The organism is Hydrogenophaga sp. (assembly GCF_018780385.1).
Taxonomy (GTDB): Bacteria; Pseudomonadota; Gammaproteobacteria; order Burkholderiales; family Burkholderiaceae_C; genus Hydrogenophaga.
The window spans coordinates 76,286-90,946 of record NZ_JADMJO010000022.1; the positions used below are offsets into that span (position 1 = coordinate 76,286).

At 67.4% G+C, this 14,661-nt stretch carries 13 protein-coding genes; 6 read left to right on the forward strand and 7 right to left on the reverse strand.

Features of this window, described 5'->3' with window-relative positions; translation table 11 throughout:
- The first annotated feature begins 5 nt into the window (after positions 1-5).
- Entirely contained in the window at positions 6-887 is an 882-nt protein-coding gene (locus IV113_RS09940; protein ID WP_291083841.1) for a diacylglycerol kinase family protein, read from the forward strand.
- 5 nt (positions 888-892) lie between these two features.
- On the opposite strand, the gene IV113_RS09945 is transcribed toward IV113_RS09940, so the two are convergent.
- Positions 893-1,975: a DUF6352 family protein gene (locus tag IV113_RS09945; protein WP_291083844.1), complete on the reverse strand. Its 1,083-nt coding sequence runs from the start codon at positions 1,973-1,975 to the stop codon at positions 893-895.
- A 102-nt stretch (positions 1,976-2,077) separates the two neighbouring features.
- A complete protein-coding gene (locus IV113_RS09950; protein ID WP_291083847.1) occupies positions 2,078-3,154 on the reverse strand; it encodes a right-handed parallel beta-helix repeat-containing protein in 1,077 nt (358 codons plus the stop codon).
- Between the two features lie 526 nt (positions 3,155-3,680).
- Between IV113_RS09950 and rocF the strand changes: the two genes are divergently transcribed.
- Positions 3,681-4,616 carry an arginase gene (gene rocF, locus IV113_RS09955; protein WP_291083850.1) on the forward strand — a complete coding sequence of 312 codons (936 nt, stop codon included), beginning with the start codon at positions 3,681-3,683 and terminating at the stop codon, positions 4,614-4,616.
- 83 nt (positions 4,617-4,699) lie between these two features.
- Here the strand turns inward: rocF and IV113_RS09960 are convergent, their stop codons facing one another.
- Positions 4,700-4,999 (reverse strand): antibiotic biosynthesis monooxygenase family protein, encoded by a 300-nt coding sequence (locus tag IV113_RS09960; RefSeq protein ID WP_291083853.1) that lies wholly within the window; start codon positions 4,997-4,999, stop codon positions 4,700-4,702.
- Positions 4,944-6,644 (reverse strand): choline dehydrogenase, encoded by a 1,701-nt coding sequence (locus IV113_RS09965; RefSeq protein WP_291083856.1) that lies wholly within the window; start codon positions 6,642-6,644, stop codon positions 4,944-4,946. The genes IV113_RS09960 and IV113_RS09965 overlap by 56 nt, the downstream gene beginning before the upstream one ends.
- A gap of 189 nt (positions 6,645-6,833) precedes the next feature.
- Between IV113_RS09965 and IV113_RS09970 the strand changes: the two genes are divergently transcribed.
- The gene (locus IV113_RS09970; protein WP_291083859.1) at positions 6,834-7,685 is read left to right on the forward strand and encodes a 3-hydroxybutyryl-CoA dehydrogenase; all 852 of its coding nucleotides are present in this window, start codon (positions 6,834-6,836) and stop codon (positions 7,683-7,685) included.
- A 120-nt stretch (positions 7,686-7,805) separates the two neighbouring features.
- Here the strand turns inward: IV113_RS09970 and IV113_RS09975 are convergent, their stop codons facing one another.
- Positions 7,806-8,759 carry a pyridoxamine 5'-phosphate oxidase family protein gene (locus IV113_RS09975; protein WP_291083863.1) on the reverse strand — a complete coding sequence of 318 codons (954 nt, stop codon included), beginning with the start codon at positions 8,757-8,759 and terminating at the stop codon, positions 7,806-7,808.
- Positions 8,756-9,379, reverse strand: coding sequence for a glutathione S-transferase (locus tag IV113_RS09980; protein ID WP_291083866.1), 624 nt, complete (start codon positions 9,377-9,379; stop codon positions 8,756-8,758). The genes IV113_RS09975 and IV113_RS09980 overlap by 4 nt, the downstream gene beginning before the upstream one ends.
- Before the next feature lie 101 nt (positions 9,380-9,480).
- Between IV113_RS09980 and IV113_RS09985 the strand changes: the two genes are divergently transcribed.
- Complete coding sequence (locus IV113_RS09985) at positions 9,481-10,386, forward strand: LysR family transcriptional regulator (protein ID WP_291083868.1); 906 nt, start codon at positions 9,481-9,483, stop codon at positions 10,384-10,386.
- Complete coding sequence (gene gorA, locus IV113_RS09990; protein ID WP_291083871.1) at positions 10,383-11,798, forward strand: glutathione-disulfide reductase; 1,416 nt, start codon at positions 10,383-10,385, stop codon at positions 11,796-11,798. The genes IV113_RS09985 and gorA overlap by 4 nt, the downstream gene beginning before the upstream one ends.
- A 57-nt stretch (positions 11,799-11,855) precedes the next feature.
- Here the strand turns inward: gorA and IV113_RS09995 are convergent, their stop codons facing one another.
- The gene (locus tag IV113_RS09995) at positions 11,856-13,097 is read right to left on the reverse strand and encodes an MgtC/SapB family protein (RefSeq protein WP_291083874.1); all 1,242 of its coding nucleotides are present in this window, start codon (positions 13,095-13,097) and stop codon (positions 11,856-11,858) included.
- 41 nt (positions 13,098-13,138) lie between these two features.
- On the opposite strand from IV113_RS09995, the gene IV113_RS10000 reads away from it, so the two are divergent.
- Positions 13,139-14,641, forward strand: coding sequence for an AMP nucleosidase (locus IV113_RS10000; protein ID WP_291083877.1), 1,503 nt, complete (start codon positions 13,139-13,141; stop codon positions 14,639-14,641).
- Positions 14,642-14,661: the final 20 nt, after the last annotated feature.

Genomic DNA, 14,661 nt, shown 5'->3' on the forward strand with positions numbered 1-14,661 from the left:
GCTGCGTGCTGCTCAACCCGCACGCCCATGGCGGGCGGGCGGCGGCCTTGTTGCCCACGCTGCAGGCCGCCCTGCCGCCCGACGTGTCCCTGCACGCGCCGCGAGACGTGGTGGATGCACTGGCCTTGCTGGCGAGCCTGCCGGCGCGCAGCCGGGTCGTGGCGGTGGGCGGCGACGGCACGCTCAACCGCTGGTTGCCAGCCCTGTTGCACAACGACCTGGAGCTGGGCGTGGTGCCTGTGGGCAGTGGCAACGACGTGGCGCGCTCACTCGGCCTACGCGGCCGCGCGCCACTGGCCGCCCTGGTGCACGCCCTCAACGCCGACACGCGCCCGATGGACGTGGGATGTGCCGAATGGCGCGACCCCCATGGCCGCGAGTACCGGGCCTTGTTTCTCTCCAGCTTCACCGCCGGCTTCGACTCCGCCGTGGTGCTGCGCACGCTCACGGGCCCACGCTGGCTCGGCGGCGTGCCGCGTTACCTGTGGGCCACGCTGGCCGAGCTGGCCCATCTGCAGACCTGGACGCTGGACGTCACGGCCAACGGCAAACACCTGCACAGTGGTCCGGCTCTCTTCGCCTCCAGCATGAACACATCCACCTTCGGCAGCGGCATGCCCGCCACGCCGGCGGCGCGCACCAACGACGGTCTGCTCAACCTGCTGCTGGCCGGGCCCTTCGGTCGTCTGGGCACGCTGGCCATGTTGCCGCGCCTGCTCACCGGCACGCACCTGGGCCACAGCCGCATGCGCACCCGGGCGTTTGAAACGCTCTCGGTGATCAGCAACACCGACCTGCCGCTGGCCGCCGACGGCGAGTTCCTCGGCTACGCCCGGCACTTGCGGTTGAGCGTGCTGCCGGGTGCGTTGTCGGTGGTGGGGATTTAGGGCCTTCAGGCAGACGCTGTCAGCGGCAGATTGAGCAGCAGGTTCTGCGGCTTGATCTTGAGCAGTCCTTCGGCGTTCATGGCCAGCCCCAGGTACACGGGCTTGCCGCGCACGTCGGCGCGCATGTCCTGCGGATCGTCGAAGCTCAGGCGAAACAGGCTGATCAGGCGCTGCTGCCGTTCGGGCTCCACTTCCCGGTCGAGGTACAGGTCGTTGAGCAAGGCGGTGGATTCAGCGTCCAGCCCCAGGTGCCAGCGCCACGCCGTGTCTTCCACCCGTGATTCGGGCTGCACCTGCACGGCCACACCGTGGAAATGCCGCACCCATTTCTGCAGCACCACCGCCAGCGCCTTCAAACCCGACTGCGAACGGTTCATGGTGAGCGTCAGGCCGTGCGAGAGCTCGCGCTGGATCTCGTGGGTGAGGTCGAGCACGAAGTTGAAACGCCCGTTGCCCGAGCGGCTGGCCAGGTAGCGAACGGCGTTGTCGTCACCCAGCACCTCGATCTGCACCTCGGGAATAGTCGCGCCACTCTGCATGAGCAGACGACCCACCGCGCCGAGGCCCCCGGTTTCGTTGAGCATGTCCAGCACCTCGCTGTCACCGCTGAGCACGCGACCGTCCTGCACCCGCACACGCTGGCGGCGAAACAGCATCTCGGCCGCGCGCCACTGCCAGGCATCGTCCTCACCATCCAGCAGGTTGCAGACCATGGCCTGCACCACCAGATCGAGGAACAGCGGCGGGATCTGGATCGCGCCGGCCTTGAAGAAACCGGCGTAAGCCGCCTCCAATGAGCCGGCTGCGATCACCGCATCGCGAAAGCCCAGGAACAGACGGTGGTTGGCGCGGGCATCGGCGTCCTCAAAAGCATCGAGCTCGTGCTGCGCCACGGAGCGCGTGGGCGCCTCCATGAGCGAGGCATGCAGCGCCTGCTCGGCTGCGCAAGACTCCTCGACCAGCGCCAGTTCGGGCCGCTGCAGCCACAGGCGCCAATAGCCGTCGGTGGGCACCAGCCAGCCGCGCGGATCGCGCGTGAGGTGCTCAAAGCCGCAGGGGGTCCAAAGGGGAGAAGCGTGGGAGGGCATGACATCCACCCGCAGCGCGTGGGCGGGTCTCGCAGGAACACAAGGGGCCTGCATTGTCGTTCACCCGCCGGCGCGCCCGGGCCACGGACGCGCCCTTCGACCTCAAGGTGCCGATTGCAGCGCCCCCGCCTTGCGAGCACCGCTGACGGCGCGCAACTGCAACGGCCGGGGAGCATCGCGCACGTACGAGGCATCCAGCACGCTTCCCAAAGCCAGCAAGGCCTGCAAGCTGGCGTTGGGCCAGAAGTTCGGGCTGGCGATGTTGGTGGCCCCGGGGATCTGGCTGGCCAGAGCGGTCACGTTGCCGGTCTGCACGGCGTTGCCGGTGGCGGCGCCCAACATCAGCGTCTGATTGCCGGTACCGGCAAAGATGTTGCCCTTGAGCACGATCGAGTGGACCGCGGTGCGGATGTTCATGAAGGCGCCGCCGGAGCGGGTGATGGCCATCGTGTTGTGTGTGAGTTCCAGCGTGTTCGTGGAGTGCATCAGCGCCCCGCCATAGTTGATGGCAGCGGGGTTCTGCGCAAGGGGTCCTTTGTGGAACAGATTGCCGCGCAAGACCACCCGCCCGCCCTCGGAAAAGTCCGCCAGGTAGCTGGAGCTGCCGGTGGGGCCGTCCATGAGGTAGCTGTTCTCGATGACCGACTCGCGCGCCCGGCTCTTGAGGTTGTGACCCACCGCGGCCTCATGGAAATAGCTGCCGGTGACGGTGAGGCTGTCGATTCTGCCCACATACAGGTTGTGCCCCAGACCACCAGCCACCACGCTGCGCGCGAATTCGGAGTTTTCAATGATCAGGCTGCTGCCCTCGGTGTTGCCGGTCAGGAGGCCGTTCTCGTTGTCAAAAAATCCGCTGTTGCGCACCCGCAGCCAACCCGTGTGTTGGGCGCGGATGCCCGCCCCGTTGCGCGAGGTCACGCGGGAGTCGCGGAACTCGATGCTGTCGATCGTGGTGTTGGCGCCCACCACCACCCAGATGCCCTTGCCGTTGGCGGCCTTGCCGTCGGCAAACAACCGTGCCCGGCCACCGACGCCACAAATGGTGAGATTGTTGCTGCGCCAAATGGCGACATCACCGCGGTAGTCCGCGGCCGCGATGCGGATCACGTCGCCGTCGCGGGCCACCGCGGCTGCCGCACTGGGCGCAGCATAGGTCTGACCGACGCCAACGTTCAGCACCCGGCCCGGGGCTGTGTCGCAAGCGGTTCCTGTAGAAGGCAATGGTGCAGGTTGTGGAGCTGGAGCAGGTTGTGGAGGCGCTGGCTGGAGCACTTGCGCAGGGGCCTGGACCGGTTGGAGGACAAGGGTCGAAGCGTTGTTGCCCGGGGTAGCAGCATCAGCGTCACCGCCACCACATGCCCCCAAGGTGACGGCGACGGAGACAAGGCAGGCGTAGCGGTGCGATTTTTTCATGGGGTGAAGCATCTCGTGTGGGTTGTTCGAAGGGGCCAAGTTTGGAGGCTTCTGCGCAAACCATCGCGTCAGGAGGTTCGCGGATGTAACGGCCGTTGCAACCATCCAGCATGGCTCTGGTACCGTGCGTCCAGCGTCGCTCTCTATGACAATTCCCCCGTTGATAAGCACCAAGCGGACACAGTTCATTACCAACTTACACCCCAAAGGCAAGCTCATCGCCCCAGGCGGCAGCCTGTCGATCTACAAGAATGCCCCTTCTTGCAAAGCCATTTCATTGAGAGTACACAAAATGGAAAAGCACATCAGCCTCATCGGCGTCCCCACCGACATCGGCGCTGGCGCGCGCGGCGCCTCCATGGGCCCCGAAGCCATGCGCGTGGCCAACCTGGCCAGCGTGCTTGAAAGCCACGGTTTGAACGTGATCGACCGCGGCAATCTCAGCGGACCACCCAACCCCTGGCAACCGCCCACCGACGGTTACCGCCACCTGCCCGAAGTGGCAGCGTGGAACGAGACCCTGCACCACGCGGTGCACGCCGAACTCGCGCTGGGGCGCATGCCCATCGTGCTGGGCGGCGACCACTGCCTGGGCCTGGGTTCGATCAGTGCGGTGGCGCGGCACTGCCGCGAGCAAGGCAAACAACTGCGCGTGTTGTGGCTCGACGCCCACGCCGACTACAACACCGCAGCCCTCACGCCCAGTGGCAACATCCACGGCATGCCGGTGGCCCTGCTGTGCGGCCACGGTCCGGCGCTGCTCACCGGCATCGGCGGCACCACGCCAGCCATCGACGCCAGCGTGGTGCGCCAGATCGGTATCCGCAGCGTGGACGCCGGCGAGAAGCGCCTGGTGCACGAGGCCGGGCTGGAGGTGTTCGACATGCGCTACATCGACGAGATGGGCATGCGCCATACGATGGAGCAGGCGCTCTCGGGCATGGACGACAACACTCACCTGCACGTGAGCTTCGACGTGGACTTCCTCGACCCCGACATCGCCCCGGGCGTGGGCACCACGGTGCCCGGCGGCCCCACCTACCGCGAGGCGCAGCTGTGCATGGAAATGATCGCCGACACCGGACGGCTGGCCTCCATGGACGTGATGGAACTCAACCCGGCACTCGACGTGCGCAACCGCACGGCGGAGTTGGCGGTGGATTTGATCGAAAGTCTCTTTGGCAAGTCCACGTTGATGCGAACAGCACCTCCGGCGCGCGTGACTTGATCAAGGATGCCGTGAAACTGGCTCTGCCAGGCCACAGGCATCGCCCCTGGGGGGTGACGCGCGCAGCGCGGCGCGGGGGGGATTCAACTTTTGCCTACCAATTCGAGGTGCTCGACCACCGGCGGTTGCGCGAAGAACGGACCGACGATGGCGCGCCACTGGGGGAACAGGTCGGAGCCCCGAAAGCCCACGGTGTGGTCTTCCAGCGTGTCCCAATAAATCATCAGCAGGTAGCGGCCCGGCGTCTCGATGCTGCGGTTGACCTTGTAACCCTTGAAGCCTTTGGCCTGAGCAATGACGGTGCTCACGCCACGCAGGATGGCCTCCTCAAACGCCGAGCTCTTGAGGGGGTCGATGCGGATGTCCGCGTGTTCGAGAATCATGGTGTTGTTCCTGGAGTGATGAAGCAGCTAGGCGGTCTTCGAGAATCATATCGGTGGCCTTTTCGGCCATCATGATCACCGGCGCATTGGTGTTGCCGCCCACCACGGTGGGCATCACCGAGGCATCCACCACCCGCAAACCCGCCACCCCTTGCACCCGCAGGCGGGCGTCCACCACGTCCATCGGTCCCGGCCCCATGCGACAGGTGCCCACCGGGTGGTAGATCGTGTCGGCATGGTTGCGCACGAACTGCTCGATCTGCCCCTCGCTCTGCGCCAGCGCGGAGGTGGCCGACTCGGTGCCCCCGTGGCGCGCGAGGGCCGGCTGCAGCAACAGCCGGCGCATCACCTGGAAACCGCGCACCAGGCGCGCGGTGTCGTCGGGGTCCTGCAGGAACGCCGGGTCGATGAGGGGTGCCACCTGCGGATCGGCGCTGGCCAGGCGCAGGCTGCCCCGGCTCCTGGGTCGCAGCAGGCACACGTGACACGAATACCCGTGGCCCAGCACCGACTTGCGGCCGTGGTCCACCAGCTTGCCCACCACGAAGTGCAGCTGCAGGTCGGGGATGGCCTCATCGGGCGAACTCTTGATGAAACCGCCGGCTTCGGCGAAGTTGGTGGTGAGCATGCCGCTGCGTTGGCGCCGCCATTCAAAAATGCCTCGCACGGCCCTCCACAGGCCGCCTGGCGTGAGGCCCAGCAGGTCTCGCACCTTCGGCGCGTTGACCACGATCACCACGTCCACATGGTCGTGCAGGTTCGCGCCCACGCCGGGCAGGTCCAGCACGGACGCGATGCCGTGTTCGCGCAGGTGCTCCGCCGGGCCCACGCCCGAGAGCATGAGCAGCTGAGGCGAGCCGAATGCACCGGCGCTGAGCACGACCTCGCCACCGTCGTTCAAGCGCAGGAGCTGCATGGGCCCACGCCCGCCCTCGCCGCGGTATTCCACCCCCACCGCGCGCGGAGGATGGGCGCCGGTGTCCATCACCACGCGAGTGGTCAGGGCGTTGGTGATCACCTGCAGGTTGGGCCGCTGCAGGTGCGGCGTGAGGTAGGCCTTGGCGGCGCTGAAGCGTTCACCGTTCTTGTGCGTGACCTGGTAGGCGCCCACGCCTTCCTGCTCCGGCCCGTTGAAGTCGGTGTTGTGCCGGTAACCCGCCTGCTGGCCGGCTTCGATGAACGAGGCCAGGAAAGGGTTGGGGCTGCGCAGATCCATCACGTTGAGCGGGCCGCCCTGGCCGTGCAGCGCGTCGGCGCCGCGCTCGTTGTGCTCGGCGCGCTTGAAGTACGGCAGCACGTCGGCGTAAGACCACCCCGGGTTGCCCTGGGCCGCCCAAGCGTCGTAGTCGCTCGCGTGGCCGCGCGCGTAGATCATGGCGTTGATCGAACTGGAACCACCCAGCACCTTGCCACGCGGCTGATAACCGCGCCGACCGTTCAGGCCGGGCTGCGGCACGGTGTTGAAACCCCAGCCATTCATTTCGAACTTCGCGATCACCGCCAGGCCCGCCGGGCAATGGATCAACACGCTGCGGTCGGGGGGGCCGGCCTCGATGAGGGCGACACGGATGGTGGGGTCTTCGCTCAGGCGGCCCGCGAGCACGCTGCCGGCCGATCCGCCGCCAACGATGATGTAGTCGAACATGGGGTGTCTCCGTCGTGTGTGGCGCACGCCAAACCGTGCGCGACAATCTCGGAGCAAGTTAGCACAGGGGTTTCGGCGCAGGTAGGCAGTGACGCCTAGGAAACCGCCTGCGGCGACGCCCTCGCGACGCCGGCGCAAACCGCCGATCGCCCCCAGATCCCCACCCACTTCCGCAGGAGCATCCCCTTCATGAACAGCATTCAAACCGTCGGCATCATCGGCTCGGGCACCATGGGCAACGGCATCGCGCAGGCCTGCGCCACCCGAGGCATCCGCGTGGTGATGGTCGACATCGCACAGGCCGCGGTCGACAAGGGTCTGGCCACCGTCGCCGGCAGCCTGGACCGGCTGATCAAGAAAGAGAAGATCACCGCTGCCGACAAGGACCAGGCGCTCTCGCTCATCAAAGCCTCGACGAACTACGACGACCTCAAAGGCGCGCAGCTCGTCATCGAAGCGGCCACCGAGAACGAAGGCCTGAAGGTCAAGATCCTGCAGCAGCTCGACGGCCTGCTCGCCCCCGAGGTGATCGTGGCGACCAACACCAGCTCGATCAGCATCACCAAGCTGGCCGCCGCCACGCAGCGCCCCGACCGCTTCATCGGCATGCACTTCTTCAACCCGGTGCCCATGATGGCGCTGGTGGAGATCATCCGCGGCCTGCAGACCAGCGACGCCACGCACGACGCGGTCAAGGCCCTGGCCGAAGCGCTGGGCAAGACGCCGATCACGGTGAAGAACGCGCCCGGTTTTGTGGTCAACCGCATCCTGGTGCCCATGATCAACGAGGCCTTCTTCGTGCTGGCCGAAGGCATCGCCACGCCGGAAGACATCGACGCCGGCATGAAGCTGGGCACCAACCAGCCCATCGGCCCGCTGGCCCTGGCCGACATGATCGGCCTGGACGTGTGCCTGGCGGTGATGAACGTCTACATCGCCGAGTTCAACGACAGCAAGTACCGCCCCGCCCCGCTACTCAAGGAAATGGTGGCCGCCGGCTACCTCGGCCGCAAGACCGGGCGCGGCGTCTATTCGTATTGACCCCCCGCGCCGCTTCGCGGCACCCCCTGAAGGGGGGCGATGCCCTGTGGCCCGGCGGAGCCGGTTCCACGGCATCTCTGGGTTGGGGCACGCGCTCCGTGGCTGCGGGTGCTCGCCGCGTTATCGAGAAGACCAGCTCCCCAGGCCGGCGAGCTGCGGCGACGGTTCGGACGGCCCCCAGCGCAAGGGCAATCCGCCCTGCACCCGCCGCACGTGCGTCACCCGCATGCGCAGCAGGCGCAGGGCGCCGTCGAAGGACGCGAGTTCGGCACCGTCCCACAGCACCTGGGCCTGCACCGCGACATACAGCAGGTCGCCGCGATCGAAATCCACGAACAGCAGACCCGCCGCGGGGTGCACGGCGATGTTGCCCAGCGTGTTGAAGAAGTGGTTGCCCATGAAGTCGGGCACGGTCAACACCTCGCCCTCCAGCTTCACGAAACCCGGTGGGCCGCCGCGGTGCGACACGTCCACCCCATGCCGCGCTTCTCCGCCCGGGGCTGTTGCCTGCGGATGCGCGGTGGCAATGAAGAAGGTGTCGGCCGCGCGGATCAGTTCGCGCGATGCTTCGTCGAGGCCCGGACCCTCATAGGCCAGGTGACCCGCGGGCGCCTCGGGTGTCCACACCGGTTCGCGCGCCTGGATGTACTTCGGGCAGTTGCCGAAGCTCTGGCCGACCTCGACCGCGAACCCACCGTCTTCCAGCCGCGCCGTGCCGTTCATGCGGTTGCGCCGACGCGTGTGCGGCTGGATGCCGAGCAGGCCCAGTGCAGCGCCGTCGTGCAGCGTGGTGTTGAGCGGGTCGTGCGGCAAGGGCCGGGCGCGGATCTGCAGGTGCGTCGGATCGGGCGAATCCATGAAGCCGGGCGCGCCCGCGACCACGCTGGCCCAGGGCTGGCCTCCGGCGTCCACGCTGCCCACCACCAAGAAGGGCAGCAGGCCGAAGAATTCGCGGTGCTGGTCGGGCATGTGATCGCGCATCACACGCGGGCCGATCTGCGCCATGTGCGCCTGCACGCCGGCCCGCGCCTGCAGGGCCTGCTCGCCGGCGTGGAAGGCCGGGTGGCTGCTCACGCCGCCAACCCCACCGGTGACTTGAGCATCGGCACGAAGCCCGGCAACGCCTCGATGCGCGCCAGCCAGGCGCGAATCGCCGGGTAGGGCTGCAGCGAGACCAGGCCCTCGGGTGCGCGCGCCACATAGGCGTAGTGCGCCAGATCGGCCAGGGTGGCGCGCTCGCCAACAAGAAACGGCGGGCGCCCGAGTTCTCCCTCCATCAACCCGAACAGTCCCTCGGCGCGCGCAATCGCCTCTTTCGGGTCGGTGGGCAAACAGAACAGTTGCACCACGCGCGCGCTCGCCGGCCCGAAAGCCAGTGGGCCGGCGGCCAGCGACAGCCAGCGCTGCACACGCGCCGCGCCCACCGGGTCGCGCGGCAGCCACTGGCCCGGCGCGTAGCGGCCCTCCAGGTAGACCAGGATGGCGTTCGAATCGGCCAGCGTCAGTTCACCGTCGCGCAGCACCGGGATCTGGCCCAGCGGGTTCATGGCGAGGAAGCTGGGCGCTTTGTGCTGCTTCTGAGCGAGGTCGACGTCGATGCTCTCGAAAGGCAAGCCGAGCATCGAGAGGAACAGCTCGACGCGGTGACAGTGGCCGGAGATGGCGTTGCGGTACAGCTGGAGGGCGGGTTTCATGGGGGCTCCTGGTTGGTGAGGCCGCCATCTTGTTTGCTGCAACCGAATTCACCAATATCCCCAGGCGCACATCACTGCTCCATAAATCGGTTTAATGGCCCATGGACAAACTCCGTGCCATGGGCACCTTCGTGCAGATCGCCGACGCCGGCAGCCTCACCGCGGCGGCCTGGGCCATGGGCACATCGTTGCCCGCGGTGGTGCGCTTGCTCGCGGCCTACGAAGCCCATCTTGGCGTGCGACTGTTCAACCGCACCACGCGCCGCATCTCGCTCACCGAAGACGGTCGCCGCCATCTGGAGAGCTGCCGCCACTTGCTGAGCGCAGTGGACGATGCCGAGGTCGAGCTGAAAAACAATGCCGCCGAACCCACCGGCCACCTCACCATCACCGCACCGGTGCTGTTCGGCCAGATGCATGTGGCGCCCATCGTCACGCGCTTCGTGCAGCAGCACCGCCAGATGCGCTGCCGCGTGATGCTGATGGATCGGGTGGTGAATCTGCTGGAGGAAGGGGTCGACGTGGGCATCCGCATCGCCCACCTGGAAGATTCCAGCCTGGTCGCGCTGCCCCTGGGCGAGATCCGCCGCGTGGTGGTCGCCAGTCCCGCATTCCTGCGCGAGCAGGGAGCGCCGGCGCATCCGAACGAGCTGCTCAAGGCCAACTGCGTGCGCCTGGTCGGGTACTCGCCCACCTGGGGCAGCTTCCGCGACGGCGGCAAAACGCTCAAACTCAGCGTCAGCGGCAACCTCGAGTTCAACCACATCGCGCCCGCCGTGCAGGCGTGCGCCGCGGGCGCGGGCTTCGGCCAGTTTCTGTCGTACCAGGTCGCGCCGCTCCTGAAGACCGGAGAATTGCAGACCGTGCTGGAAGACTTTGAGGACGCTCCGCGCCCGATCCATGTGGTGTACCCCCACGCCCGCCTGCTGCCCGCGCGCACGCGGGCCTTCATCGATTTCATTCGCCAGGAACTCAAGGGCTTCGCGCCCGGGAACAACCAACCATGACCACGTCCACAGCTTCATTCGACTTTGACCTTTTCGTGATCGGCGGCGGCAGCGGCGGCGTGCGCGCCGCGCGCATGGCTGCGCAGCGCGGCGCGCGCGTGGCGCTGGCCGAGGTGCTGGGCACCGACGGCCTGGGCGGCACCTGCGTGAACGTGGGCTGCATCCCGAAGAAGCTCTACAGCTATGCGGCGCACTATGCTGAATCCTTCGAAGAGTCGCACGGCTTCGGCTGGGAGGGTGAGAAACCCACTTTCAACTGGGCCACGCTGAAGGCCAACCGCTCGAAAGAGATCACGCGCCTCAACGGCGTCTACGGCAACCTGCTGCGCGGCTCCGGCGTGACCGTGTTCGACGCCTTCGCGAGCCTCACCGGTGCACACGGCATCGCGCTGGCCACGCTGAACGCCGACGGTTCACCCGGTCACCAGGAATTCACTGCGAAGCACATCCTGATCGCCACCGGCGGCACGCCGCACGTGCCGCACTTCATGGGGCACGAACACGTCATCACGTCCGACGACATCTTCGACCTCGAACCGTTTCCAAAACGGCTGGTGGTGGTGGGCGGGGGTTACATCGCCAGCGAGTTCGCCTCCATCTTCAACGGACTGGGCGCGAAGGTCACCCAGCTCTACCGGGGCGAGCAGATCCTGCGCGGCTTCGACGACGAGATCCGCCACTTCGTGGCCGCCGAAATGATCAAGGCGGGCGTGGACCTGCACCTCAACGCCGGGGTGGTGGACATCCGCAAGACTGGCGATGGCCTGCGCGTGGAATGTGAAGGCGGTGCCCTGGTGATGGCCGATGCCGTGCTGTACGCCACCGGCCGCGTTCCCAACGTGAAGGACATGGGTCTGGAGACCGTGGGCGTGGTGCAAGGCGCCAAGGGAGAGGTCGTCGTCAACGAGCGCTACCAGACCAACGTGCCGTCCATCTTCGCGGTGGGCGACGTGACCAACCGCGTGCAGCTCACGCCGGTGGCGCTGGGCGAGGCCATGGTGGTGGTGGACCAGTTGTTCGGCCCGGCGGCTGGCAAGGCAGCGCGCAACATGGGCTACGAGTTCATCCCCACCGCGGTCTTCACCCACCCCAGCATCGGCACGGTGGGCCTCAGCGAGGCCGACGCGCGCAAGCAGTATGGCGACGTGACCGTCTTCCGCAGCGAGTTCAAGGCACTCAAACACACGCTCTCGGGCAGCACCGAGCGCACGCTGATGAAGCTGGTGGTGGAGACGAAGACCGACCGCGTGGTGGGCCTGCACATGGTCGGCGCCGAGGCCGGCGAGATCGTTCAGGGCTTTGCGGTGGCCCTGAAAGCCGGCGCGACCAAGGCGGTGTTCGACAGCACCATCGGCATCCACCCCACGGCGGCCGAAGAGTTCGTGACGATGCGCGATCCTGTGAAGGTCTGAAGTTGATCCCGTTCACCCTGAGCCTGTCGAAGGGCTCTCGTGGTGCCGCCCAGCGCTTCACAGCACGAACAGCAACCCCATCACCAACGCCGTGTGCCCCCACAAACCAGGCAGAAACCACAGCGCATACATTCGCCCGCCCACCAGCGCGGCGGTCACGCTCTTGCTCAAGGTGTGCACCGCCAGCGCCCCCACCACGGCCTGGTGACCGATGGGCGCGGGTGGCCCCGAGCTGAACACCGCCGCCAGTGCCGAATGCAGATCGGCCAGCGCACCGAGCAGGCTGCCCACGATCAGGCCGGCCTCGCCCAGCCACAGCGTGAGCGCGTGCACCAGCACCTGGATGCCCGCGAGCAGCGCCGCCACCGCAGCGGCACCCGCCAGGCTGAACATGCGCTCGTCCTGCTCCACAGCCACAGGTGCCGCTTCTGACGGCGCGCCGCGCACCAGCCACAGCCCGCAGGCCAGCGCCATCACCGCGCCACCCAGCGCCGGCCACACCAGGTGCACCAGCCAGGCCGGTTGCACGGCAGCGGCCACCAGCAGCAACTGCAGCTGGGTCGACACACAGCTGAGCAGCGCACCGCCGGCCATCAGCCGCGCACCGCTGCGGCCTTCTCGCACAGCCAGGCCGAGCGTGGCGATGGTGGCCGTGCTCGACACAAAACCCGAGGCCAGGGCCGAGAGCGTCACCGCGTGTCGGGCCTGCAGCAGCCGGCGCGCCAGGTGGGCAGCGGCCTGCACGCCCAGCAGCAAGGCGAGCAGCTGGACGATTTCTTGCGGGTTGAGCGTGTTGCCCCACAAAGGCCTGTCAGGCACCAGTGGCAAGGCCAGCAGCACCAGCGCAGCGAGCAGGATGCCGTCGCGCACCTCGGCGGGCCGCAACCAATGCCGCACGAACTCATGCAGACGCTCGCGCCCGGCGAGCAGGGCGGTGAGTCCCACCGCCGTGCCGGCGGCCAGTGGCAGGCTCCAGGTGCACAGCACACCGATCAGGTAGGTGAGCAGCAAGGCCACCTCGGTGGTCACGCCCGGATCGTCGGAGCGGTCGCGAAAGTAGGCCACCACGCCCAGCGCGGCCACGAACACCGCGCCCGCCACCACCAAGCCAGTGACCTGCGTGAGCGCCGCAACTGCGCCGGTGACGCAAGTCAGGGCAAAGGTGCGCAGACCCGCGAGCGCCCTGCCCGGTCCCTCGCCCTTGCGGCGCTCGCGCTCGATGCCGATCAACAGGCCGCAGCCCAGCGCCGCGGCCAGCGTGGCGGCGGCCTGGGACAGATCGGGGATGGCAAGGCTCATCGTGTCATGCGGGGTCATCGGTGCAAGGCCACAATAAGCCCATGCACAAGACACCCGACTTTACCGCTCCGATCTTTCTGAACGACCCGGCCGCCGCCCTGCGCCAGGTGCAGCGCATCTACCACGACAACGTCGAATTCCTGCGTCAGGCCATGCGCGATTTTGTGGGTGGTGGCGACTTCACCCACGCCCGCGTGCGCGCCTGCTACCCCTACGTGAGGCTGCACACGCACAGCGTTTCGCGCCAGGGCAGCAGCAGTCTGCCCATCAGCCGACTGAGCTACGGCTTCGTGGCCGGCCCGGGCCGCTTCGAGACCACCCTCACCCGCCCAGACCTCTACGGCGACTACTACCTGGAGCAGTTCCGCCTGCTGCTGGCCAACCACGGCGGCGAACTCGAGGTGGGCACCAGCACGCAGCCCATTCCGATCCACTTTTCGTTCGCCGAACACGATCATGTGGAAGGCAGCCTGGACGTGGCGCGCCGCGCCTTCATGCGCGACGTGTTCGACCTGCCCGACCTCACCGCCATGGACGACGGCATCGCCAACGGCACGCACGAGCCCCGACCCGGCGAAGCGCATCCGCTCTCGCTGTTCACCGCCCCGCGGGTCGACTATTCGCTGCAGCGCCTGCGCCACTACACCGGCACCGCGCCCGAGTGGTTCCAGAACTTCGTGCTGTTCACCAACTACCAGTTCTACATCGACGAATTCATCAAACTCGGCCACGCCGAGATGGCCAAACCCGACAGCGAGTACATCGCCTTCGTGGAGCCCGGCAACGTGGTGATGCGGCGCACCGGCCTGGCTGCCGAGGCCATTGACGAACTCGGTCACCCACCGCCGCGCCTGCCGCAGATGCCGGCCTACCACCTCATGCGCGCCGACCGCAGTGGCATCACCATGGTCAACATCGGTGTCGGCCCGGCCAACGCCAAGACCATCACCGACCACATCGCCGTGCTGCGCCCGCACGCCTGGCTCATGCTCGGCCACTGCGCCGGCCTGCGCACCAGCCAGCAACTGGGCGACTACGTGCTGGCCCACGCCTACGTGCGCGAAGACCACGTGCTCGACGAAGAACTGCCGCTGTGGGTGCCGATTCCCGCGCTGGCCGAGATCCAGCTCGCGCTGGAGGTGGCCGTGGCCGACGTGACCGGTGTGGCGCCGGAAGATGTCAAACGCATCATGCGCACCGGTACCGTGGCCAGCACCGACAACCGCAACTGGGAACTGCTGCCCGACAACAAACCGCAACGGCGGTTCTCACAATCGCGCGCCGTGGCGCTCGACATGGAGTCCGCCACCATCGCCGCCAACGGCTTTCGCTTCCGCGTGCCCTACGGCACCCTGCTGTGCGTGAGCGACAAACCCCTGCACGGCGAGATCAAGCTGCCCGGCATGGCCAACCATTTCTACCGCGAGCGGGTGGACCAACACCTGCGCATCGGCATCCGCGCCATCGACATCCTGCGCGAAGGCGGGCCGGACCAGTTGCACAGCCGCAAGCTGCGGAGCTTTGCCGAAGTGGCATTTCAGTGATGCCAAGGTGGCAGCTTGGC